The sequence below is a fragment of the Myroides odoratimimus genome (assembly GCF_004337635.1).
Lineage (GTDB): Bacteria > Bacteroidota > Bacteroidia > Flavobacteriales > Flavobacteriaceae > Flavobacterium > Flavobacterium odoratimimum.
In genome coordinates, this window is record NZ_CP037427.1 from 1,019,126 (window position 1) to 1,044,273 (window position 25,148).

General features: G+C 39.3%; 12 protein-coding genes, 5 tRNA genes, 6 rRNA genes and 1 pseudogene. 9 read left to right on the top strand and 15 right to left on the bottom strand.

Annotation, left to right across the window (positions count from 1 at the left end):
- Window positions 1-157: 157 nt before the first annotated feature.
- From rrf (E0Z07_RS04750) to rseP, 12 genes are all read right to left on the bottom strand, one after another.
- Window positions 158-267: ribosomal RNA gene (rrf, locus tag E0Z07_RS04750) — 5S ribosomal RNA — on the bottom strand.
- A gap of 105 nt (window positions 268-372) precedes the next feature.
- A 23S ribosomal RNA gene (locus E0Z07_RS04755) occupies window positions 373-3,257 on the bottom strand.
- 151 nt (window positions 3,258-3,408) lie between these two features.
- Window positions 3,409-3,482 (bottom strand) — tRNA-Ala (locus E0Z07_RS04760).
- A gap of 91 nt (window positions 3,483-3,573) precedes the next feature.
- Window positions 3,574-3,647: transfer RNA gene (locus tag E0Z07_RS04765), tRNA-Ile, on the bottom strand.
- A gap of 78 nt (window positions 3,648-3,725) precedes the next feature.
- Window positions 3,726-5,243: ribosomal RNA gene (locus E0Z07_RS04770) — 16S ribosomal RNA — on the bottom strand.
- A gap of 266 nt (window positions 5,244-5,509) precedes the next feature.
- Window positions 5,510-5,619 (bottom strand): 5S ribosomal RNA (rrf, locus tag E0Z07_RS04775).
- A gap of 105 nt (window positions 5,620-5,724) precedes the next feature.
- Window positions 5,725-8,608: ribosomal RNA gene (locus E0Z07_RS04780) — 23S ribosomal RNA — on the bottom strand.
- Window positions 8,609-8,759: 151 nt separating this feature from the next.
- Window positions 8,760-8,833: transfer RNA gene (locus E0Z07_RS04785), tRNA-Ala, on the bottom strand.
- 91 nt (window positions 8,834-8,924) lie between these two features.
- Window positions 8,925-8,998: transfer RNA gene (locus E0Z07_RS04790), tRNA-Ile, on the bottom strand.
- A gap of 78 nt (window positions 8,999-9,076) precedes the next feature.
- Window positions 9,077-10,594: ribosomal RNA gene (locus E0Z07_RS04795) — 16S ribosomal RNA — on the bottom strand.
- Together the 16S, 23S and 5S rRNA genes with 4 tRNA genes alongside form the textbook arrangement of a ribosomal RNA operon.
- 1,328 nt (window positions 10,595-11,922) lie before the next feature.
- Window positions 11,923-11,996, bottom strand: a tRNA-Asn gene (locus tag E0Z07_RS04800).
- Between the two features lie 90 nt (window positions 11,997-12,086).
- The gene (gene rseP, locus E0Z07_RS04805; RefSeq protein ID WP_006258035.1) at window positions 12,087-13,430 is read right to left on the bottom strand and encodes an RIP metalloprotease RseP; all 1,344 of its coding nucleotides are present in this window, start codon (window positions 13,428-13,430) and stop codon (window positions 12,087-12,089) included.
- A gap of 315 nt (window positions 13,431-13,745) precedes the next feature.
- Here rseP and serS point away from each other — a divergent pair, with 315 nt between their 5' ends.
- The 5 genes from serS (at window position 13,746) to E0Z07_RS04830 (ending at window position 18,536) form a co-directional block, all read left to right on the top strand.
- Window positions 13,746-15,017, top strand: a complete 1,272-nt coding sequence (serS, locus tag E0Z07_RS04810) for a serine--tRNA ligase (RefSeq protein WP_006258033.1) — start codon at window positions 13,746-13,748, stop codon at window positions 15,015-15,017.
- 106 nt (window positions 15,018-15,123) lie between these two features.
- Window positions 15,124-15,438, top strand: a complete 315-nt coding sequence (locus tag E0Z07_RS04815; protein ID WP_006258032.1) for a DUF4286 family protein — start codon at window positions 15,124-15,126, stop codon at window positions 15,436-15,438.
- Window positions 15,439-15,445: 7 nt separating this feature from the next.
- Entirely contained in the window at window positions 15,446-16,225 is a 780-nt protein-coding gene (gene rsmA, locus E0Z07_RS04820) for a 16S rRNA (adenine(1518)-N(6)/adenine(1519)-N(6))-dimethyltransferase RsmA (RefSeq protein ID WP_131540338.1), read from the top strand.
- A complete protein-coding gene (gene mgtE / locus E0Z07_RS04825) occupies window positions 16,215-17,567 on the top strand; it encodes a magnesium transporter (protein WP_006258030.1) in 1,353 nt (450 codons plus the stop codon). The genes rsmA and mgtE overlap by 11 nt, the downstream gene beginning before the upstream one ends.
- Window positions 17,568-17,591: 24 nt before the next feature.
- Window positions 17,592-18,536, top strand: a complete 945-nt coding sequence (locus tag E0Z07_RS04830; protein WP_006258029.1) for a 2-hydroxyacid dehydrogenase — start codon at window positions 17,592-17,594, stop codon at window positions 18,534-18,536.
- A gap of 34 nt (window positions 18,537-18,570) precedes the next feature.
- Here the strand turns inward: E0Z07_RS04830 and E0Z07_RS04835 are convergent, their stop codons facing one another.
- Window positions 18,571-20,406, bottom strand: coding sequence for a GNAT family N-acyltransferase (locus E0Z07_RS04835; protein WP_131540339.1), 1,836 nt, complete (start codon window positions 20,404-20,406; stop codon window positions 18,571-18,573).
- Window positions 20,407-20,600: 194 nt separating this feature from the next.
- Between E0Z07_RS04835 and E0Z07_RS04840 the strand changes: the two genes are divergently transcribed.
- Both E0Z07_RS04840 and E0Z07_RS04845 read left to right on the top strand, forming a co-directional pair.
- A complete protein-coding gene (locus E0Z07_RS04840) occupies window positions 20,601-21,365 on the top strand; it encodes an exodeoxyribonuclease III (protein WP_006258027.1) in 765 nt (254 codons plus the stop codon).
- 31 nt (window positions 21,366-21,396) lie between these two features.
- Complete coding sequence (locus tag E0Z07_RS04845) at window positions 21,397-22,302, top strand: OmpA/MotB family protein (protein ID WP_131540340.1); 906 nt, start codon at window positions 21,397-21,399, stop codon at window positions 22,300-22,302.
- Window positions 22,303-22,398: 96 nt separating this feature from the next.
- On the opposite strand, the gene E0Z07_RS04850 is transcribed toward E0Z07_RS04845, so the two are convergent.
- Together E0Z07_RS04850 and E0Z07_RS04855 are read right to left on the bottom strand one after the other, a co-directional pair.
- Window positions 22,399-22,824: a hypothetical protein gene (locus E0Z07_RS04850; RefSeq protein ID WP_131540341.1), complete on the bottom strand. Its 426-nt coding sequence runs from the start codon at window positions 22,822-22,824 to the stop codon at window positions 22,399-22,401.
- Window positions 22,825-22,827: 3 nt separating this feature from the next.
- Window positions 22,828-23,175 carry a hypothetical protein gene (locus tag E0Z07_RS04855; protein WP_131540342.1) on the bottom strand — a complete coding sequence of 116 codons (348 nt, stop codon included), beginning with the start codon at window positions 23,173-23,175 and terminating at the stop codon, window positions 22,828-22,830.
- A gap of 238 nt (window positions 23,176-23,413) precedes the next feature.
- Here E0Z07_RS04855 and E0Z07_RS04860 point away from each other — a divergent pair.
- Together E0Z07_RS04860 and E0Z07_RS04865 are read left to right on the top strand one after the other, a co-directional pair.
- Window positions 23,414-23,512, top strand: a pseudogene (locus tag E0Z07_RS04860) (cell envelope biogenesis protein OmpA); the annotation flags it as partial.
- A 237-nt stretch (window positions 23,513-23,749) separates the two neighbouring features.
- A complete protein-coding gene (locus E0Z07_RS04865) occupies window positions 23,750-25,093 on the top strand; it encodes a mechanosensitive ion channel family protein (RefSeq protein WP_131540343.1) in 1,344 nt (447 codons plus the stop codon).
- Window positions 25,094-25,148: the final 55 nt, after the last annotated feature.

The window sequence follows — 25,148 nt, forward strand, 5'->3', positions numbered from 1 at the left end:
ATTTCTAAGTCTCACTTGTTTTTCAAAGCGAGTGCAAAAGTAGAACTTTATTTTTTACAATCCAAATGAATTTGAATATTTATTTAAATTTTTTCCTTTTTTCAGTAAAATTTGTAGATAAAAAATCCTCGCTAGAAAATCAGCGAGGATTTCTAAAGAAAGGCGGCGACATACTCTCCCACTGGTTAGCAGTACCATCTGCGCTAGCGGGCTTAACTTCTCTGTTCGAAATGGATAGAGGTGAGCCCCGCTGCAATAACCACCTTAAATCGGTTGTTACTTTAACGTAACTAATATTTTTAACTATATTGATATTTTAAACTTAACTATACCTTAGAAAGTTGCCCTCCCCTTGAATTAACAAGGGGAGATTCACATAAGCTTACGGGTTATTAGTACTACTCGACTTTGACATTACTGTCTTTACATCTATAGCCTATCAACGTTGTAATCTCCAACGACCCTTTAAAGAAATCTCATCTTGTGGTGGGTTTCGCACTTATATGCTTTCAGCGCTTATCCCTTCCCAACGTAGCTACTCTGCGATGCCCCTGGCGAGACAACAGATGCACTAGAGGTTGGTCCAATTCGGTCCTCTCGTACTAGAATCAGATCCACTCAAATTTCTAACGCCCACAGTAGATAGAGACCGAACTGTCTCACGACGTTCTGAACCCAGCTCGCGTGCCACTTTAATGGGCGAACAGCCCAACCCTTGGGACCTTCTCCAGCCCCAGGATGTGACGAGCCGACATCGAGGTGCCAAACCCCCCCGTCGATATGAGCTCTTGGGGGAGATCAGCCTGTTATCCCCGGCGTACCTTTTATCCTTTGAGCGATGGCCCTTCCATGCGGAACCACCGGATCACTATGCTCTACTTTCGTACCTGTTCGACTTGTTAGTCTTTCAGTCAAGCTCCCTTATACCATTGCACTCTACGCACGGTTACCAAGCGTGCTGAGGGAACCTTTAGAAGCCTCCGTTACTCTTTTGGAGGCGACCACCCCAGTCAAACTACCCACCAAGCAATGTCCTCCCCAATAAGGGAGTTAGATCTCAAATAAGCAAAGGGTGGTATTTCAACAATGACTCCACAACGCCTAGCGACGCCATTTCACAGTCTCCCACCTATCCTACACATCACTTATCCAAGAACAATACTAAGCTATAGTAAAGGTGCACAGGGTCTTTTCGTCCCACTGCGGGTAATCGGCATCTTCACCGATACTACAATTTCACCGAGCTCATGGCTGAGACAGTGTCCAGATCGTTACACCATTCGTGCAGGTCGGAACTTACCCGACAAGGAATTTCGCTACCTTAGGACCGTTATAGTTACGGCCGCCGTTTACTGGGGCTTCAATTCAATGCTTCTCCGAAGATAACATCTCCTCTTAACCTTCCAGCACCGGGCAGGTGTCAGGCCCTATACGTCATCTTACGATTTTGCAGAGCCCTGTGTTTTTGATAAACAGTCGCCTGGACCTTTTCACTGCGGCCAGCTTGCGCTGGCGACCTTTCTCCCGAAGTTACAGGTCTATTTTGCCTAGTTCCTTAGCCATGAATCTCTCGAGCGCCTTAGGATACTCTCCTCGACTACCTGTGTCGGTTTACGGTACGGGTACTAATAATCTAAGTTTAGAAGCTTTTCTTGACAGCCCTTAGGCACACTATCTCGTTGTCCGAAGACTCAAAGTACTATCGCATTTCTCCAAGTCTGACGCATTTTACTATCAAACCTATAGGTACGTGCTTCAACGAACTATTCCGTCAGTTCGCGGTGCTTTCATCACTGTGTCACTCCATCACAATTATCAGTAGTACGGGAATATTAACCCGTTGGCCATCGACGTCCCCCTTCGGGTGTGCCTTAGGTCCCGACTAACCCTCAGCTGATTAGCATAGCTGAGGAAACCTTAGTCTTACGGCGGGGGTGTTTCTCGCACCCCTTATCGTTACTTATGCCTACATTTTCTTTTCTAAAAGCTCCAGCAATTCTCACAAATCACCTTCTGCGCCGTTAGAATGCTCCCCTACCACTCACGCAACTAAATGCGCAAATCCATAGCTTCGGTAGTATACTTATGCCCGATTATTATCCATGCTCGATCGCTCGACTAGTGAGCTGTTACGCACTCTTTAAATGAATGGCTGCTTCCAAGCCAACATCCTAGCTGTCTGGGCAATCAAACCGCGTTTTTTCAACTTAGCATACATTTGGGGACCTTAGCTGATGGTCTGGGTTCTTTCCCTCTCGGACATGGACCTTAGCACCCATGCCCTCACTGATGATTATCATTACTTAGCATTCGGAGTTTGTCAGGAATTGGTAGGCGGTGAAGCCCCCGCATCCAATCAGTAGCTCTACCTCTAAGTAACTATCGATCATCGCTGCACCTAAATGCATTTCGGGGAGTACGAGCTATTTCCGAGTTTGATTGGCCTTTCACCCCTACCCACAGGTCATCCGAAAACTTTTCAGCGTTAAACGGTTCGGTCCTCCATTTAGTGTTACCTAAACTTCAACCTGCCCATGGGTAGATCACACGGTTTCGCGTCTACCACTACTGACTTAAGCGCCCTATTAAGACTCGCTTTCGCTACGGATCCATGACTTAATCACTTATCCTTGCCAGCAACGGTAACTCGTAGGCTCATTATGCAAAAGGCACGCCGTCACTTCACGTAGAAGCTCCGACCGCTTGTAGGCGTATGGTTTCAGGATCTGTTTCACTCCGTTATTCACGGTTCTTTTCACCTTTCCCTCACGGTACTGGTTCACTATCGGTCTCTCAGGAGTATTTAGCCTTAGCGGATGGTCCCGCCAGTTTCAATCAAGGTTTCACGTGCCCCGACCTACTCAGGATACCACTATTCTTATCTTCTCTTACCAATACGGGACTATCACCCTCTTCGGTTTACCTTTCCAGGTAATTCTTATTAAATCCGCAAGAAATCTCGTGGTCCTACAACCCCAAAATTGCCGTAACAACTTTGGTTTGGGCTATTCCGCGTTCGCTCGCCACTACTTACGGAATCACTTTTGTTTTCTTCTCCTCCGCCTACTTAGATGTTTCAGTTCAGCGGGTTCGCCTCCTATACAGGATAGTATGTCTTCAACATACTGGGTTGCCCCATTCGGATATCTACGGATCAATTCGTGTGTGCCAATCCCCGTAGCTTTTCGCAGCTTATCACGTCCTTCTTCGCCTCTGAGAGCCTAGGCATTCCCCATACGCCCTTATTTTGCTTATGTGCTTACAATTCTTTCGAATCGTACTTTCTATATATTTCTATATCTTTTTTATTCTTTCTAACTGTTTTGTTAGTTAAGTTTTATCAATATGTCAATGAACTTGTGGCGAATCGCCACTGATAATTAAACCAGCTTTGATATTATGCCGTAGTGGAGAATATCGGAGTCGAACCGATGACCTCCTGCGTGCAAGGCAGGCGCTCTAGCCAGCTGAGCTAATCCCCCGTATCTAGTGTTTGGTTAACAGCTTACAGTTAACAGTAACTTTTGGGCGGTTAGTTTAACCTCTAGTATTTCCTTCAAATTAGTAAATTAGTAGTCCCGGGCAGACTCGAACTGCCGACCCCTACATTATCAGTGTAGTACTCTAACCAGCTGAGCTACGAGACTCTGTATTACTTAATTCTTATTCTTTTTTTGGTATTAACAGCGAGAGTAAAGTATCATACTTCTATAATTATTCTCTAGAAAGGAGGTGTTCCAGCCGCACCTTCCGGTACGGCTACCTTGTTACGACTTAGCCCTAGTTACTAGTTTTACCCTAGGCAGCTCCTTGCGGTCACCGACTTCAGGTACCCCCAGCTTCCATGGCTTGACGGGCGGTGTGTACAAGGCCCGGGAACGTATTCACCGGATCATGGCTGATATCCGATTACTAGCGATTCCAGCTTCATAGAGTCGAGTTGCAGACTCCAATCCGAACTGAGACAAGCTTTGGAGATTCGCATCCTGTTGCCAGGTAGCTGCTTTCTGTACTTGCCATTGTAGCACGTGTGTAGCCCAGGACGTAAGGGCCGTGATGATTTGACGTCATCCCCACCTTCCTCACGGTTTGCACCGGCAGTCTTGCTAGAGTCCCCGCCACTACGCGATGGTAACTAACAATAGGGGTTGCGCTCGTTATAGGACTTAACCTGACACCTCACGGCACGAGCTGACGACAACCATGCAGCACCTTGTAAATTGTCCGAAGAAAAATCTGTTTCCAAATCTGTCAATCTACATTTAAGCCCTGGTAAGGTTCCTCGCGTATCATCGAATTAAACCACATGCTCCACCGCTTGTGCGGGCCCCCGTCAATTCCTTTGAGTTTCATTCTTGCGAACGTACTCCCCAGGTGGGATACTTATCACTTTCGCTTAGCCACTCAGTCCGAAAACCGAACAGCTAGTATCCATCGTTTACGGCGTGGACTACCAGGGTATCTAATCCTGTTCGCTCCCCACGCTTTCGTTCATCAGCGTCAATAAATACGTAGTAACCTGCCTTCGCAATTGGTATTCCATGTAATATCTAAGCATTTCACCGCTACACTACATATTCTAGTTACTTCCATATTATTCAAGCTCTGCAGTATCAATGGCAGTGTCCTAGTTAAGCTAGGAAATTTCACCACTGACTTACAAAGCCGCCTACGAACCCTTTAAACCCAATAATTCCGGATAACGCTCGGATCCTCCGTATTACCGCGGCTGCTGGCACGGAGTTAGCCGATCCTTATTCTTACAGTACCGTCAAGTCCCTACTCGTAGGGAGGTTTCTTCCTGTACAAAAGCAGTTTACAATCCATAGGACCGTCATCCTGCACGCGGCATGGCTGGTTCAGAGTTGCCTCCATTGACCAATATTCCTCACTGCTGCCTCCCGTAGGAGTCTGGTCCGTGTCTCAGTACCAGTGTGGGGGATCTCCCTCTCAGGACCCCTAATCATCGTTGCCTTGGTATGCCGTTACCACACCAACTAGCTAATGATACGCATGCCCATCTTATACCGATAAATCTTTATTATCAATACGATGCCATATCGATAAACCATGGAGCATTAATCCGAATTTCTTCGGGCTATTCCCCTGTATAAGGTAGGTTGCATACGCGTTACTCACCCGTGCGCCGGTCTCAAAAAAGCAAGCTTCTTCTACCCCTCGACTTGCATGTGTTAGGCCTGCCGCTAGCGTTCATCCTGAGCCAGGATCAAACTCTTCATCGTATATTTTTAATTTCGTAAATTAAAAAAGTATAATTCCAAATCTTGCGATTTGCCTTACTCTCTTATTTGTATGCTGTCAATCCAATATGTTTATGAACGTTGTCTTCTTATTTCTAAGTCTCACTTGTTTTTCAAAGCGAGTGCAAAAGTAGAACTTTATTTTTTACAATCCAAATGAATTTGAATATTTATTTAAATTTTTTCCTTTTTTCAGTAAAATTTGTAGATAAAAAATCCTCGCTAGAAAATCAGCGAGGATTTCTAAAGAAAGGCGGCGACATACTCTCCCACTGGTTAGCAGTACCATCTGCGCTAGCGGGCTTAACTTCTCTGTTCGAAATGGATAGAGGTGAGCCCCGCTGCAATAACCACCTTAAATCGGTTGTTACTTTAACGTAACTAATATTTTTAACTATATTGATATTTTAAACTTAACTATACCTTAGAAAGTTGCCCTCCCCTTGAATTAACAAGGGGAGATTCACATAAGCTTACGGGTTATTAGTACTACTCGACTTTGACATTACTGTCTTTACATCTATAGCCTATCAACGTTGTAATCTCCAACGACCCTTTAAAGAAATCTCATCTTGTGGTGGGTTTCGCACTTATATGCTTTCAGCGCTTATCCCTTCCCAACGTAGCTACTCTGCGATGCCCCTGGCGAGACAACAGATGCACTAGAGGTTGGTCCAATTCGGTCCTCTCGTACTAGAATCAGATCCACTCAAATTTCTAACGCCCACAGTAGATAGAGACCGAACTGTCTCACGACGTTCTGAACCCAGCTCGCGTGCCACTTTAATGGGCGAACAGCCCAACCCTTGGGACCTTCTCCAGCCCCAGGATGTGACGAGCCGACATCGAGGTGCCAAACCCCCCCGTCGATATGAGCTCTTGGGGGAGATCAGCCTGTTATCCCCGGCGTACCTTTTATCCTTTGAGCGATGGCCCTTCCATGCGGAACCACCGGATCACTATGCTCTACTTTCGTACCTGTTCGACTTGTTAGTCTTTCAGTCAAGCTCCCTTATACCATTGCACTCTACGCACGGTTACCAAGCGTGCTGAGGGAACCTTTAGAAGCCTCCGTTACTCTTTTGGAGGCGACCACCCCAGTCAAACTACCCACCAAGCAATGTCCTCCCCAATAAGGGAGTTAGATCTCAAATAAGCAAAGGGTGGTATTTCAACAATGACTCCACAACGCCTAGCGACGCCATTTCACAGTCTCCCACCTATCCTACACATCACTTATCCAAGAACAATACTAAGCTATAGTAAAGGTGCACAGGGTCTTTTCGTCCCACTGCGGGTAATCGGCATCTTCACCGATACTACAATTTCACCGAGCTCATGGCTGAGACAGTGTCCAGATCGTTACACCATTCGTGCAGGTCGGAACTTACCCGACAAGGAATTTCGCTACCTTAGGACCGTTATAGTTACGGCCGCCGTTTACTGGGGCTTCAATTCAATGCTTCTCCGAAGATAACATCTCCTCTTAACCTTCCAGCACCGGGCAGGTGTCAGGCCCTATACGTCATCTTACGATTTTGCAGAGCCCTGTGTTTTTGATAAACAGTCGCCTGGACCTTTTCACTGCGGCCAGCTTGCGCTGGCGACCTTTCTCCCGAAGTTACAGGTCTATTTTGCCTAGTTCCTTAGCCATGAATCTCTCGAGCGCCTTAGGATACTCTCCTCGACTACCTGTGTCGGTTTACGGTACGGGTACTAATAATCTAAGTTTAGAAGCTTTTCTTGACAGCCCTTAGGCACACTATCTCGTTGTCCGAAGACTCAAAGTACTATCGCATTTCTCCAAGTCTGACGCATTTTACTATCAAACCTATAGGTACGTGCTTCAACGAACTATTCCGTCAGTTCGCGGTGCTTTCATCACTGTGTCACTCCATCACAATTATCAGTAGTACGGGAATATTAACCCGTTGGCCATCGACGTCCCCCTTCGGGTGTGCCTTAGGTCCCGACTAACCCTCAGCTGATTAGCATAGCTGAGGAAACCTTAGTCTTACGGCGGGGGTGTTTCTCGCACCCCTTATCGTTACTTATGCCTACATTTTCTTTTCTAAAAGCTCCAGCAATTCTCACAAATCACCTTCTGCGCCGTTAGAATGCTCCCCTACCACTCACGCAACTAAATGCGCAAATCCATAGCTTCGGTAGTATACTTATGCCCGATTATTATCCATGCTCGATCGCTCGACTAGTGAGCTGTTACGCACTCTTTAAATGAATGGCTGCTTCCAAGCCAACATCCTAGCTGTCTGGGCAATCAAACCGCGTTTTTTCAACTTAGCATACATTTGGGGACCTTAGCTGATGGTCTGGGTTCTTTCCCTCTCGGACATGGACCTTAGCACCCATGCCCTCACTGATGATTATCATTACTTAGCATTCGGAGTTTGTCAGGAATTGGTAGGCGGTGAAGCCCCCGCATCCAATCAGTAGCTCTACCTCTAAGTAACTATCGATCATCGCTGCACCTAAATGCATTTCGGGGAGTACGAGCTATTTCCGAGTTTGATTGGCCTTTCACCCCTACCCACAGGTCATCCGAAAACTTTTCAGCGTTAAACGGTTCGGTCCTCCATTTAGTGTTACCTAAACTTCAACCTGCCCATGGGTAGATCACACGGTTTCGCGTCTACCACTACTGACTTAAGCGCCCTATTAAGACTCGCTTTCGCTACGGATCCATGACTTAATCACTTATCCTTGCCAGCAACGGTAACTCGTAGGCTCATTATGCAAAAGGCACGCCGTCACTTCACGTAGAAGCTCCGACCGCTTGTAGGCGTATGGTTTCAGGATCTGTTTCACTCCGTTATTCACGGTTCTTTTCACCTTTCCCTCACGGTACTGGTTCACTATCGGTCTCTCAGGAGTATTTAGCCTTAGCGGATGGTCCCGCCAGTTTCAATCAAGGTTTCACGTGCCCCGACCTACTCAGGATACCACTATTCTTATCTTCTCTTACCAATACGGGACTATCACCCTCTTCGGTTTACCTTTCCAGGTAATTCTTATTAAATCCGCAAGAAATCTCGTGGTCCTACAACCCCAAAATTGCCGTAACAACTTTGGTTTGGGCTATTCCGCGTTCGCTCGCCACTACTTACGGAATCACTTTTGTTTTCTTCTCCTCCGCCTACTTAGATGTTTCAGTTCAGCGGGTTCGCCTCCATATTGGATAGTATGTCTTCAACATACTGGGTTGCCCCATTCGGATATCTACGGATCAATTCGTGTGTGCCAATCCCCGTAGCTTTTCGCAGCTTATCACGTCCTTCTTCGCCTCTGAGAGCCTAGGCATTCCCCATACGCCCTTATTTTGCTTATGTGCTTACAATTCTTTCGAATCGTACTTTCTATATATTTCTATATCTTTTTTATTCTTTCTAACTGTTTTGTTAGTTAAGTTTTATCAATATGTCAATGAACTTGTGGCGAATCGCCACTGATAATTAAACCAGCTTTGATATTATGCCGTAGTGGAGAATATCGGAGTCGAACCGATGACCTCCTGCGTGCAAGGCAGGCGCTCTAGCCAGCTGAGCTAATCCCCCGTATCTAGTGTTTGGTTAACAGCTTACAGTTAACAGTAACTTTTGGGCGGTTAGTTTAACCTCTAGTATTTCCTTCAAATTAGTAAATTAGTAGTCCCGGGCAGACTCGAACTGCCGACCCCTACATTATCAGTGTAGTACTCTAACCAGCTGAGCTACGAGACTCTGTATTACTTAATTCTTATTCTTTTTTTGGTATTAACAGCGAGAGTAAAGTATCATACTTCTATAATTATTCTCTAGAAAGGAGGTGTTCCAGCCGCACCTTCCGGTACGGCTACCTTGTTACGACTTAGCCCTAGTTACTAGTTTTACCCTAGGCAGCTCCTTGCGGTCACCGACTTCAGGTACCCCCAGCTTCCATGGCTTGACGGGCGGTGTGTACAAGGCCCGGGAACGTATTCACCGGATCATGGCTGATATCCGATTACTAGCGATTCCAGCTTCATAGAGTCGAGTTGCAGACTCCAATCCGAACTGAGACAAGCTTTGGAGATTCGCATCCTGTTGCCAGGTAGCTGCTTTCTGTACTTGCCATTGTAGCACGTGTGTAGCCCAGGACGTAAGGGCCGTGATGATTTGACGTCATCCCCACCTTCCTCACGGTTTGCACCGGCAGTCTTGCTAGAGTCCCCGCCTTAACGCGCTGGTAACTAACAATAGGGGTTGCGCTCGTTATAGGACTTAACCTGACACCTCACGGCACGAGCTGACGACAACCATGCAGCACCTTGTAAATTGTCCGAAGAAAAATCTGTTTCCAAATCTGTCAATCTACATTTAAGCCCTGGTAAGGTTCCTCGCGTATCATCGAATTAAACCACATGCTCCACCGCTTGTGCGGGCCCCCGTCAATTCCTTTGAGTTTCATTCTTGCGAACGTACTCCCCAGGTGGGATACTTATCACTTTCGCTTAGCCACTCAGTCCGAAAACCGAACAGCTAGTATCCATCGTTTACGGCGTGGACTACCAGGGTATCTAATCCTGTTCGCTCCCCACGCTTTCGTTCATCAGCGTCAATAAATACGTAGTAACCTGCCTTCGCAATTGGTATTCCATGTAATATCTAAGCATTTCACCGCTACACTACATATTCTAGTTACTTCCATACTATTCAAGCTCTGCAGTATCAATGGCAGTGTCCTAGTTAAGCTAGGAAATTTCACCACTGACTTACAAAGCCGCCTACGAACCCTTTAAACCCAATAATTCCGGATAACGCTCGGATCCTCCGTATTACCGCGGCTGCTGGCACGGAGTTAGCCGATCCTTATTCTTACAGTACCGTCAAGTCCCTACTCGTAGGGAGGTTTCTTCCTGTACAAAAGCAGTTTACAATCCATAGGACCGTCATCCTGCACGCGGCATGGCTGGTTCAGAGTTGCCTCCATTGACCAATATTCCTCACTGCTGCCTCCCGTAGGAGTCTGGTCCGTGTCTCAGTACCAGTGTGGGGGATCTCCCTCTCAGGACCCCTAATCATCGTTGCCTTGGTATGCCGTTACCACACCAACTAGCTAATGATACGCATGCCCATCTTATACCGATAAATCTTTATTATCAATACGATGCCATATCGATAAACCATGGAGCATTAATCCGAATTTCTTCGGGCTATTCCCCTGTATAAGGTAGGTTGCATACGCGTTACTCACCCGTGCGCCGGTCTCAAAAAAGCAAGCTCTTTCTACCCCTCGACTTGCATGTGTTAGGCCTGCCGCTAGCGTTCATCCTGAGCCAGGATCAAACTCTTCATCGTATATTTTTAATTTCGTAAATTAAAAAAGTATAATTCCAAATCTTGCGATTTGCCTTACTCTCTTATTTGTATGCTGTCAATCCAATATGTTTATGAACGTTGTCTTCTTATTTCTAAGTCTCACTTGTTTTTCAAAGCGAGTGCAAAAGTAAAAACTTATTTTGAATTAGCAAAACTTTTCTAGAAAATATTTTTCTTTATTTTTTCGCTCAACTCCCGTTTTTACTGAAGCGGACTGCAAAGATACCACCTTATTTTTTACTTATCCAAATTTATTTTTGTAAATTTTTTAAAGCTTATTTTTCAGTCGTTCTTGCTTCACTTTTTGTTTATGATCGTCTGCCTCTAGAGTCGTTATCACTTCTCTAATGCGGATGCAAAAGTAGTATCTTTTCCCTTACTTCCAAACTTATCTTTGCCTTTTTTTAAAGGTTTTTGAAAACTATTTCATAACTCTCTATTATATCACCTTTTACGAGAGAAAGTTTTTTTGTCTTTTTTTAATAGCTATAGTCTTGAGACATCTCTATACTATATATACGTAAAGAGCAGTACTTAATATTGTACTCTATTATATATATATAATAATTGAGAATATACCTTCTTATACCCTTTCTATCTATTTATAGATGTTACTTTATCCTATATAGAGGTGTTTTATCTACTTTTTTGTAGTTGATCTACTTATATAGGTGTGTGTGTTTTGAAGAAAAGTTCATTATAAAGTAGCTATATCCTTGTTTTGAAGAAAAACTAACACACTTTTTTTATTCTCATATTGAGCAATTATCCTCACAAGCAACTGTATATCAATAAGTAAAGTATATTACCAGTATTATATTTCTAAAACCTAAATACTCCCTAATCCCAGTAGTAGCAAGCCTTTATACCTACTTCTTCAACACTGCTTCAACATTTCTCCAAGATTACTCTACCTGAGCACCTCTTTCTTGAAGCAATATTGAAGAGGTCTTGTCGCGCTCTTGAAGGGGGTTAACTTATGATGACAATAAAAAAGCCCTAGACTATATAGACTAAGGCTGTAGGTAATACATTCTTTAATGAAAAAAGCTCTTGCCTACTGACAAGAGCTCTATTCTATAATTATTTTTCTTCTTTAAAGGATTCAAGCAATGAACAATCATTCTCTTATATACCTTAATATATAGTATATCACAGATATTCTAGAAAAGCGAAAAGCGATACCTATTCGATATCGCTTTTCAAATCCCCTTAAAAAGTAAATTTCTTTACTTGTATTCTTGTTTTTAAAATTCCATAACCTAAACGGTTATAAGAAAAAAGCCAGTCAATGACTGGCTTCTCTGCTCCCCCTCTTGGGCTCGAACCAAGGACCCTCTGATTAACAGTCAGATGCTCTAACCAACTGAGCTAAGGAGGAAGGTGATGTCTTACCTTTATTGCGATGCAAATATAATACGATTTTTCATTTCTGCAAACACAACAAGCATTTTTTTTATATTTTTTTCATCTAATTAAAAATTGCCTTATAAATATCATTCCCATTCGCGAATAACAATAATGCAATAAGTATGAAGAATCCTACCATCTGAGCGTTACCCAAGAATTTATCACTTGGCTTTCTTCCAGAGATCATCTCGTACAATAAAAAGATAACATGCCCACCATCTAAAGCAGGGATTGGTAATAAGTTCATAACCCCTAACATGATAGATAACATCGCTGTAATACTCCAGAACACTTGCCAGCTCCAGAACTGAGGGAAGATATCATAAATCGCTTTAAACCCTCCTACTCCTTTATAAGCACCTGTCTCAGGTTGTACAATTTTCTTTAACTGTCCGAAATAACTCATGATTCTATCTTTCCCCATGTGTAACCCCGCAGGAATAGCTTCTGCTAAAGAGTATTGCTCTCTACTTATCTCATATAGTCCAAGTTTTTGTAAATTATCAAATGGCAAAGCAGGAGCATAATATGTCTCTATCTTACCTTCTTGATTTACCTTTACATCAACAGTCGTATCTTTTCCATCGCGATTCACTACAACAGCAACAGTCTTTCCTTTGTTTTCTTCTAACACATTGCTTACCATATCAAAGAAAGGTGTTTCTACCCCATTAATAGACTTCACAATATCTTTAACCATTAATGTACCTTCATTAATAGAGTTTTCACCAAATCCTGCTACAATAAAAGGAATACGCAATCCTATGAAACCATTTCCTTTATTCTCTGTGATTTGTCCCAAAAAGTCAACTGGCAACTGTACATGCTCTACAACACCAGCACGCTCTACCTCGATATCTTTCCCCATAAGGATTGCCTCTGGCAGACTATTAAACTTCACAATCTCCTTTCCATCAACCTTTAATACCTTGTCTCCCGTTTTTAGACCAGCGTCTTCTAAGATAGGATTCTGAACCCAGATTCCACTCTTTACATCTTTATTAGCTATATATGACTCACCATACGCATAAGCCATACCAATATAGATAACAAAGGCTAAAATAAAGTTCACCGTAACTCCACCTAACATAATGATCAAACGTTGCCAAGCAGGTTTAGATCTAAACTCCCAAGGTTGTGGCTCACCAGCTAATTGGTCTGTATCCATACTTTCGTCCACCATACCAGATATTTTTACATACCCTCCTAATGGCAACCACCCAATACCATAAACAGTATCTCCTATCTTCTTTTTAAACAAAGAAAACTTAACATCAAAAAATAAGTAAAACTTCTCGACACGTGTTTTAAAAAGTTTAGCAGGAATAAAATGCCCTAACTCGTGTAAGATAATTAACAACGACAAACTCAATAAGAATTGAGATAATTTAATAAGTATATCCATTTTTATTTTTTACAGACTCTAATATTATTCAGACAAAAGTAAAATATTACTTTAACTAATCTCACTTTTTTTTAAATCAAGGCTTAAATTATCAATTCTTTCACATAAATAACAAGATAAACAAAGTGTAATAAAGCTAAAAAGCACTTCACATATTATTCTAAAGTAATTCTATTTATTAAATTATTATTTAGAAAAGCTAATAAACTACCAAATAAAGTGCATAATGTTCTACAAAACTTATAAAGAGGTACGTAAAATAGCTGCTAATAGAAAAGTATTTTCTAACTTTGCTTTACAATTAATATTTATAATATGTTACAGATAGCTTTTATTAGAGAAAATCAAGAGCAAGTGGTTAAAGGATTAGCCAAAAGAAATCTTGATGTTGCCGATTTGCTAAAAGAAGTGCTTGAATTAGATGAGAAAAGAAGAAGCACACAGGTGGAATTAGACAATGTATTAGCAGAATCGAACAAACTATCCAAAAGCATCGGGGAGTTGATGAAAAGTGGTGAAAAAGCAAAAGCTGAAATCATCAAAGAGAAAACATCAAACTTACGTGACCAAAGCAAACAATTAACTGAAGAGCTTAATAATGTATCTGCATTATTAACTGAGAAGTTATATACTATACCAAACGTACCAACAGATATCGTACCTGCTGGTAAAGATGCTGATGATAACTTAAATGTATTCGAAGCAGGAGAAGTACCTACACTACACGAAGGTGCTTTACCACACTGGGAATTAGCAAAGAAATATGACATCATTGACTTTGAACTAGGGAATAAAATCACTGGAGCAGGTTTCCCTGTATATAAAGGTAAAGGAGCTCGTTTACAACGTGCGTTAATCTCTTACTTCTTAGACAAAAATACAGATGCAGGATATAGAGAGTATCAAGTTCCTCACTTAATCAATGAGGCATCAGGATACGGTACAGGACAATTGCCAGATAAAGAAGGACAAATGTATCACAGTACAGTTGACGATTTATACTTAATCCCAACAGCAGAGGTTCCTGTGACTAATATCTTTAGAGATGTTATCTTACAAGAGACAGAGTTACCTATTATGTGTACAGCTTATACACCATGTTTCCGTAGAGAAGCGGGATCTTATGGAGCACACGTAAGAGGTCTTAACCGCCTTCACCAATTTGACAAAGTAGAAATCGTACGTATCGAACACCCTGATAATTCTTATCAAGCATTAGACGGAATGGTAGAACATATTAAAGGACTATTGAACGACCTTAAACTTCCATATAGAATCTTAAGATTATGTGGTGGAGATATGGGATTCACATCAGCTCTTACTTATGACTTCGAAGTGTTCTCTACAGCACAAGACAGATGGTTAGAAATTAGTTCTGTATCTAACTTCGAGACATTCCAAGCGAATAGATTGAAATTAAGATTCAGAGATAAAGATGGTAAAAACCAATTAGCACATACTTTAAATGGTAGTTCATTAGCATTACCTCGTGTACTAGCAGGTATCTTAGAAAACTATCAAACACCAGAAGGAATCGTAATTCCAGAAGTTTTACGCCCTTACACAGGATTTGATATTATCAACTAATTAACACCAATAACCTTATAAACAAAAAGCACCAAATATTCGAAATAAGACATTTGGTGCTTTTTTTATCTTTGCAAAAAATAATTCATTCAGTGTAATTAAAATTATGATCATATATAATATCACAGTCAACATTCATGAAAGCGCACATGACGTATGGATGCAATGGACAAAAAACGCTTATATACCAGGAATATTAGCAACTGGAAAGTTTGACAAAGCTAAAATTGTCAAAGTACTCATCGAAGAAGAAATGGGAGGAAAAACTTATTCTATTCAATTCGAAACACAGAGTAAAGAGTTACTAGATCAGTTCTATAAAGAAGACTTTGATCGTTTTGAGAACGAAGCTAAACGCCTTTTTGGTGAGCTTATGCTAACATTTAAGACAGAACTAGAATTAATCAGCGAACATCAATAAGATAACCATGGATAAAGTAAGAGCAAAAAAACACTTAGGTCAGCATTTCTTAACTGACGAAAGTGTCGCAAAGAGAATCGCTGATACCTTGACATTAGAAGGATATAAGAAGGCATTAGAGATTGGTCCAGGTATGGGAGTTCTAACCAAATATATATTAGACAAACCGATAGAAACATTCGTAGTAGAAATAGATACAGAGTCTGTAGATTATCTACATGCTCATTATAACAAACTACACGACCATATATTCGCACAAGACTTTCTAAAATTCGATATAGTACGTGCTTTTAATCAAGAGCCTTTCGCTGTAATCGGTAACTTCCCTTATAATATCTCTACACAAATCGTGTTTAGAGCATTAGAACTAAGAGACTATATCCCTGAGTTCTCAGGGATGTTCCAAAAAGAAGTAGCAGAACGTATCTGTGAGAAAAAAGGAACTAAAGCTTATGGTATACTTTCAGTATTAGCACAAGCATTCTATGAAACAGAATATTTGTTCACTGTAGACGAACACGTATTTAACCCACCTCCAAAAGTAAAGTCAGGAGTAATGCGTATGATCCGTAAAGAGGATTACAGTCTACCTTGTAGTGAGAAATTATTCTTTACAGTAGTAAAAACTGCCTTTAATCAGAGAAGAAAGACATTACGCAACAGCTTAAAAAGCTTTAACTTGCCAGAGGAAATAAGATCCGAAGAAGTATTTAATTTAAGACCAGAACAATTAGACTATAAAGAATTTATAGAACTAACAAAGAAAATAGAAGCCTATGGAGTTTAAAATCAGTAGAGAATCTTTACAACAATTCGAAGATTTAATCGCTGAAAAGAATGAAAAGGAATTATTAGAAATTCTTAAAGATTTACACTATGCCGATATAGCAGAGATTATGAATGAGCTTTCTGGAGAAGAAGCGATATACATATTCGATATATTAGATAGTGAAGTAACAGCAGAAATCCTTTTAGAATTAAATGAAGATGTCCGTGAAAAGATCTTAAAAACGCTATCTCCAAAAGAAATTGCAGAGGAGTTAGACGAATTAGACACGGATGACGCTGCTGATATTATCTCTGAATTACCAGAATCTAAGAAGGAAGAGGTTCTTTCTGAGCTGGAAGATTTAGAGCATGCAAAGGACATCGTTGAACTATTGCGTTATGACGAGGACACTGCAGGGGGACTAATGGCCAAAGAGTATGTCTCTGTCAATGAAAATTGGTCAGTGCTTACTTGTGTCAAAGAAATGCGCAAACAGGCTGAGCACGTATCTAGAGTACATTCTATCTATGTAATAGATAATGAAGGTAGACTAAAAGGAAGACTGTCACTAAAAGACCTTCTTACCTCTTCTACTACTACACATATTAGTGATGTCTATATTAGAAATGTAGACTCAGTAAAAGTAGATACAAAAGATGTAGAGGTAGCTCGTATTATGCAGAAGTATGACTTAGAAGCCATTCCTGTTATAGATGAAATGGGAAGGTTAGTAGGTCGTATTACCATAGATGACATCGTAGACGTTATTAAAGAAGAAGCAGATAAAGATTACCAATTAGCAGCAGGTATTTCTCAAGACGTAGAGGCTAATGACAGTATCCTTATGCTGACACGAGCTAGATTACCTTGGTTAATATTAGCCATGATAGGTGGATTCGTAGCTGTTAATGTATCTAGAAGTTTTGAAGGAGCTATGGAGAAGTTTGGTGTACTATTCTTCTTCACCCCTCTTATTGCGGCTATGGCAGGTAATGTTGGAGTTCAATCTTCTGCTATTATCGTACAAGGACTAGCTAATAACTCTATCACCGGATCTATATGGAAGCGATTAGGAAAAGAAGTAACGCTTAGTTTACTAAATGGTTTCTTACTTGCTATTCTGATGATGCTAGGAAGTCACTTCTTATTAGGGGTAGATTATATCATAGGTATCACTGTATCTATAGCACTGATTAGTGTAATAATCATCGCTAGTCTTATCGGTACCTTTGTACCGATCTTACTGAATAAATATGGTATAGACCCCGCTTTAGCAACAGGACCTTTTATCACTACAAGTAATGATATCTTTGGAATCTTAATTTACTTTTCAATTGCAAAGGTTATTTTAGGTTTCTAGATTATTTAAAGCTACATCACAACCATGAACACTAAGAAAGTATTACATATAGATAGTAATCATCCTTTAATGATTACACAACTAGCAGAACTAGGATACGAAAATGTAGAAAACTACACTGCTAGTAAAGAAGAAATAGCAGAAAACATACACGAATATGAAGGTATCATTATCCGAAGTCGCTTTTCTATTGATCAATCTTTTTTAGAGAAAGCAACTAACTTAAAGTTCATTGGACGTGTCGGTGCTGGACTAGAGAATATAGACTGTGCATATGCAGAGACTAAAGGTATAGCACTTATCGCTGCTCCAGAAGGTAATAGAACTGCAGTAGGAGAACACGCCTTAGGGATGCTACTAAGCCTAATGAATAAACTCAACTTAGTCGACCAAGAAGTAAGACAAGGAATCTGGATTAGAGAAGGAAACAGAGGACATGAGATAGAAGGTAAAACAGTAGGTATTATAGGCTATGGAAATATGGGAAATGCTTTTGCCAAACGCCTACAAGGGTTTGACTGTGAAGTAATCTTCCACGATATCAGAGAAGGACTAGAGAATGCCTATGCAAAACAAGTAAGTTTAGCAGAGTTACAAGAACGAGCTGATATCCTAAGCCTACATACTCCACAGACACCGGAGACCATGTATCTCATCAACAAGGAACTAATCCAAGGGTTCAAAAAGCCTTTCTGGTTTATAAATACAGCTAGAGGGAAGTCTGTCAATACTACAGATCTAGTCGAAGCTTTAAAGTCTGGTAAAGTAAGAGGTGCTGCATTAGACGTATTAGAGTACGAGAAGTCTTCTTTCGAGAATATGTTCTCAGATAATACTCTTCCTGAACCTATGCAATACTTAATACAAGCTAAGAATGTATTACTATCCCCTCATATCGGAGGATGGACTATAGAAAGCAAAGAAAAACTAGCGCAAACGATTATAGACAAAATCAAATTACTATACTAAAAACAAAAAGGAGTTTCAATAGAAACTCCTTTTTTTATGACTCTTGCTTTTCGCTTTTGTTATTTTCTTCTTGAATCTTTCTTTCAAGTTCTGCTTCGAATTCTTCCATTACAGGTTTCACTGTACTTTCTGGTAGATCAGCAATCTTGATATACATCAGACCATCTATTGCATTATTAAACAATGGATCAACATTAAAAGCGATCACCTTTGCATTCTGCTTAATGTATTTTTTAATCAATACAGGCAATCTTAACTTTCCTGGTTCTACATCCTCAATGATCTTATCGAATTTATTTAAATCAGAATCTGTCTCACTAAAGATCAAATCTTTCTCACTATCCTTAAGATTTACTTTATATTCCATCTTAGGAGTGACGTACTGAGCGATATAAGGATCAAAATAGTGTGATCTCATAAACTCAATCATTAATGATTTAGAGAAATCAGAGAACTGATTACTAATACTCACTCCACCGATTAAGTATTTGTGTTCAGGATATCTCAATGTAGTATGTACAATACCTTTCCACAATAAGAATAGAGGCATTGGCTTCTGTTGATACTCTTTAATGATAAAAGCTCTACCCATCTCTATAGACTGAGACATCATCGGATATAACTCAGACTCAAAGCGGAACAACTCATTTAAATAGAACCCATTGATTCCATATTTCTTATAAATCTCTGTCCCTAATCCCATACGGTATGCTCCACAAATCTGTTGAGTATCATTATCCCATAAGAACATATGGTGATAATACTTATCGTATTGATCTAAGTCTAGTTCATTATTCGTTCCCTCTCCTACTTGTCTAAACGTAATTTCTCTTAAACGTCCTAATTCTGTTAGAATCGTTGGTATTAGATCTGATTTACACAAGAATATCTCATAATTCTTACTCTGTAATAATCTATAATTACCTTCTCTCAGCGTATTAATCTCTTCTAAAATCTTCTCTACTGGCTGTGCCTCAATAATATCTTTCACGCTTTTTGGTAATTTGAAATTAAATGAAGGTACTTTAATCCATTTGCGTATATCTTCATCCTTATAAGCATTCGACAATAAGTATGTTTTAAAACGCAGGAAGTTACCATAATCACTTATATCATAGTGTTCACTTTGTTCTTCTACTGATATCGGTCTACCTATCCTCACTTTGATCACTCTATTTTTTTGAGTTAATAGTTCAGAAGGCAGTTTAGCTGTACGCAACGTAGGATTTATTTGAGACAAGAAATAGAATAACTTACTATTTGTTGCATGAAAATAAATAGGTACTACAGGTACATTTGCTTTCTTTATCAGTTTAATCGCTCCTTCTTCCCAAGGTTTATCTACGATAAGTTTATCATCTTTATACGTAGACACTTCCCCAGCAGGGAATATCCCTAAAGGCTTTCCATCGCTTAAATGTCTTAAAGTATCTTTTAATCCTATAACGCTTGATTTAACATCCTTATTGTTTTCAAAAGGATTTACAGGCATAATATAAGGCTTTAATGGCTCTATGCGATGTAATAAAAAGTTAGCGATAATTTTAAAATCAGGATCATGCTCTAACATCAGTTTAAGCAATAGAATACCGTCTATTCCTCCTAATGGATGATTAGAAATAGTTATATAAGGCCCTTTCTTAGGCAGTCTCTTAAGTTCTTCTGGATCTATTTCAAATTCTATTTGAAATTCTTCTAAGATAGCATTTAAAAAATCTAGATTAGACAAATGCTTATTGCGGTCGTAAATTTTATTTAACGTAGTGATTTTAAGCGCCTTCATCAACATCCACCCCGTAAAGGTTCCTAGAAAACCATACTTATCTACGTTAATTGCCTTTGCTACTTCTTTCGCCGTTACTAACCCCATTAAAATTCAAAATTAAGTAATACAAATATACTAAAATCTTCAGCTATTCCATTTTATTTTATCAGACTAGTACTATAATTCATAAAAAAGAAATTACAAAATGTATAAATAACTGATTAAAACAAAGATAAGATATTAAATCAAAAAATATATTTTTTATATTTTTGATTTTTTAAACTACATACTCATTTTATATGAAGATAATCTCGTATAACGTAAATGGAATACGTGCTGCTATAAACAAAGGATTTATAGAATGGATTCAAGAAGAGAATCCAGACATTATATGTCTACAAGAAATAAAAGCAAAAGAAGATCAAATACCTGTAGCTGATATACTAGCTGCTGGATATCCATACCAATACTATTATTCTGCTCAGAAAGCTGGTTATAGTGGAGTAGCTATCTTGTGTAAACAAGAACCTAAGAACGTAGTATTCGGAACAGGTATAGACTATATGGACTTCGAAGGTAGAAACTTAAGAGTAGATTATGACGATATCTCTGTGATGTCTCTATACCTACCTTCTGCTTCTAATATAGAGCGACTAGACTTTAAATATCAGTATATGGATGACTTCTTCAACTATATCGATAACCTAAAGAAAGAGATTCCAAACCTAGTGATCTGTGGAGACTATAATATCTGTCACCAAGCTATCGATATCCATGACCCTGTGCGCAATGCTAAAGTATCAGGTTTCTTACCAGAAGAACGTGCATGGTTAGACAAGTTTATCAACAATGGGTTTATAGACAGCTTCCGTATGTTCAACCAAGAGCCACATAACTACAGCTGGTGGACATACAGAGCGAATGCTCGTAATAATAATAAAGGGTGGAGAATAGACTATCACTTAGTGACAGAGAATATGAGAAGCAAGATAAAACACGCGACTATACTACCCGATGTAAAGCACTCTGATCACTGCCCAATACTCGTAGAGATAGACGCATAACCCCTATTTTTCCCTCATAAAACAACAAACTATGTCAATTAAAAAGATTAGCCTAGGCTTATTAGCGCTTACCATGTTATCATCATGTGTGACACGCAAGTTATACAATGAACTAGACCAACAGTACAAAGATGCATTAGCCGAAAACGAACAACTAAGTAGTGAATTAGACTTGATGAATAGTTCTAATACAGACTTAGAAAATATCAAAAGACAACTAGCTGCTCAGTTAAAAGAACTTCAACAAGAGAGAAGTAATCTTAATGCTGAGATAGCCGCTGCACAGAACAAACTAAGAGACCTAGAAAGCTCTTATAACAATCTAGAGAAGCACAGTGAAGAAACACTAAAAGCAGAGGCTGCTAGACTAGCTAAAGCCAAAACGGAACTAGAAGAGAAATCAAGACGTGTAGCTGAGCTAGAGAGTATCTTAGCGGCTAATGATAAGCAGATGCGTACCCTAAAAGACAACTTATCTAATGCCCTAAACGCATTCGAAGGTAGAGGACTGACCATCGAACAAAAAAATGGACGTGTCTATGTCTCTATGGAAAACAAATTGTTGTTTAAATCTGGAAGTTGGACGATCAGTGATGAAGGAAAAGAGGCAGTAATAGAGCTAGGCAAGGTACTAGCTGACAACCCCGATATCACAGTACTGATAGAAGGACATACAGATAATGATAAGATATTAGGTAATCTAGGAGATGGAGTAAAGACTAATTGGGACTTATCTACTAAACGATCTTTAACTATCGTGTCTATTCTAGAGCAAACGCCTAATATAGATAAGAGAAATCTTACAGCTGCTGGTAGAAGTGAATATGCTCCGCTAGCAAGTAACAACTCTGCTGAAGGCAAAGCGAAGAACAGACGTATAGAAGTTATCTTAACTCCTAATCTGGATAAAATCAACTCTATGCTGAATCAATTATAATTATAATCAACTATCGTTATACCAAGTCCTCTAAATTTTATTTAGGGGACTTTTTTTATCCTATCTAGAAACATATAGCACTATCAAATAAAAGAACTAATCATATATTTTTATACGGGGAACTTTAGCTGCTATATCAATGAAATCTTCTACATTATATGTGACGATACCTGTAATGTGTAATGAATCATCTATCAAAATTCCTCTCAGAATCTCATCAGCTATACTCTTAATAGGTACATTAGCCTCTACAGTGTCAAAAACTCTCGCATAAGCTTCTCCTCTATACATATCATCATAGACAAGATGGACATTGGGCAAAGACAACATTGTTTTAAATCTAGCTAACAAATCTCTGCGCCTTGCTAGCCTTGTATTAACTATCTCATAAAGACAAGGAAAAGGAAAAATAATTTCAACCTCTTCTAATAATTCAGCATATTCAATAGACTTACTATGATGCTCATCACGCTCATATAACAGTCCTATCCAAAAACCAGAATCAGTTAAAATCCTCTCCATACCTTATATTTCATCATCAATAGTTACTTCCTCCGAATTATAATACCCCGACCAAGGACTCTCTTTTCGTCTACCTATTATAAATCTTCCTTTCATATTACCACTCTCATTATCTCTTCCCATAATATAGATTCTATCAAGTTTCTCATTAATCTTTACATACTCTTCTATTTCTTGTTTGATACGGTCTAGTATCTCATCAAATGAAGTTTTCTTATCTACCTCATAGCGAAATATAGCCACCGAGCCTCCACACTCTTTAGCATCGTACTTATCTAAGAAATAATATAACCCTGAGTAATCTCCTCTTAAACCAAGGTCATAGGACAAAAAAAACGTTTTACTACTCATTAGAATTAAATTAAAATTATACTTCTCAAAAGTAATCTTTTACAAGATAAATAACTTATTACATCTAGTTTATCTATCATACAAGTGTAATTACTTTCATTCAGTTTAAATTTAAGAAAAAAACTAACTACAAGACTTACACTTATCACATAATCTTTACTTACACACCGTTAAATTCACTAATCTACCTAACATTTAATCTCTACTTAACAGTAACATAATTTTGATTCTCTTTTTCAGTAACAACTCTGCTGAAGGCAAAGCGAAGAACAGACGTATAGAAGTTATCTTAACTCCTAATCTGGATAAAATCAACTCTATGCTGAATCAATTATAGCATTAAAAGAAAATATAAAAAACCCTCTAAAAGGCGAGATGTTAAGCATTTCGCCTTTTTTTACATCATGACAATACACTCACTTCAGATTCACCTGTTTTTTCAACAGTTTATACTTTTCTTAAGTGATTTCTCTAAAAAATTAATTACTTTTCACACACATTAGCAGTACTCATTTGTATTTGTCTGCTATAATGCTTATATTAAAAGAGCTATAAATATAAAAGCCATAATTACATGATGATTAATAACTATCTAGTTACTAATATTAACTCTATTATCAATACAGAAGATTTCAACGGACTATATCAGTGGTTCTACAACCTGCTAGACTTCTTAAATCTATCAGAATATGCTACCCATGTAGTGACAGCTATTCTATTACTAACGTCATTTACAATCTGTATGTTCATTTTAGATTATATTCTAAAGAACTTTTTTATTGTCTTAGTAAAGACTTTTAGTTCTAAGACTAAAACGACGTTCGATGACTTATTAGTAGAAAATAAATTCTTTCACAATGTCACACACTTAATTCCGATCGCCTTAGCGAAGATCTTATTTCCGATTTTCTTTTTAGGTTTTCCGAACCTAACAAAGTTTGTGATGTCCTTGACGGATATCTTAGTCACAGTGGCTCTGACCTTAGTGATTAGATCTACTATACGCAGTATCCGAGATTACCTAAAGAGCAAGCCACGTCTAGCAGACAAACCATTAGATAGCTACGCACAGGTATCTAGTATACTAGTTTATTTCTTCTCTGGGATTATTATATTCTCTATCATCACAGGTACAGACCCTATTAAATTCTTAATCTCATTAGGAGCAGCCTCAGCCATTCTTATACTAGTATTTAAAGATACCATTATGGGATTTGTAGCGAGTATTCAAGTTTCTTCTAATGATATGGTGCGCGTAGGAGACTGGATAGAGATGGCTAAGTATGGAGCAGATGGTACAGTACTAGAGATGAACCTAAGTACGGTGAAGGTGCAGAACTTTGACAAGACAATCACCACCATACCGACTCACCTTCTGATCAGTGACTCGTTTAAAAACTATAGAGGTATGCAGACTTCTGGAGGTAGAAGGATTAAGAGAAGTATCAATATTAAAATCTCTTCTATCCGCTATCTAGAGAAGGATGAGATAGAACTACTTAAAAAGATACAACTATTAGCTCCGTATATAGAAGAGCGTCAAAAAGAAATAGAAGAATACAACGAGAGAACACAAGCTGATCAATCTATGCCTATCAACGGACGTAGAATAACAAATATAGGAATGTTCAGAGCTTATGTGACAAGGTATATAGAACAGAACCCTAATATTCACAAAGAATATCATCTTATGGTAAGGCACTTACAACCTACAGAGCACGGGCTACCGATAGAGATATACACCTTCACGAATACCACTGTGTGGGCAGTATATGAGAATATCATGGCAGACATATTCGACCACATATTAGCTGCTGTAGATTATTTTCACCTAGATGTATATGAGTTGCCTTCTTCTGATGATGTACGACATTTCCTACAGAACAGCATGACTAATCATGATTCGTTTGGTAACTAAGGATATTTATTACCATGATTATAACAGGTCGCTATAGCCTGTCTTCTCTTAGACA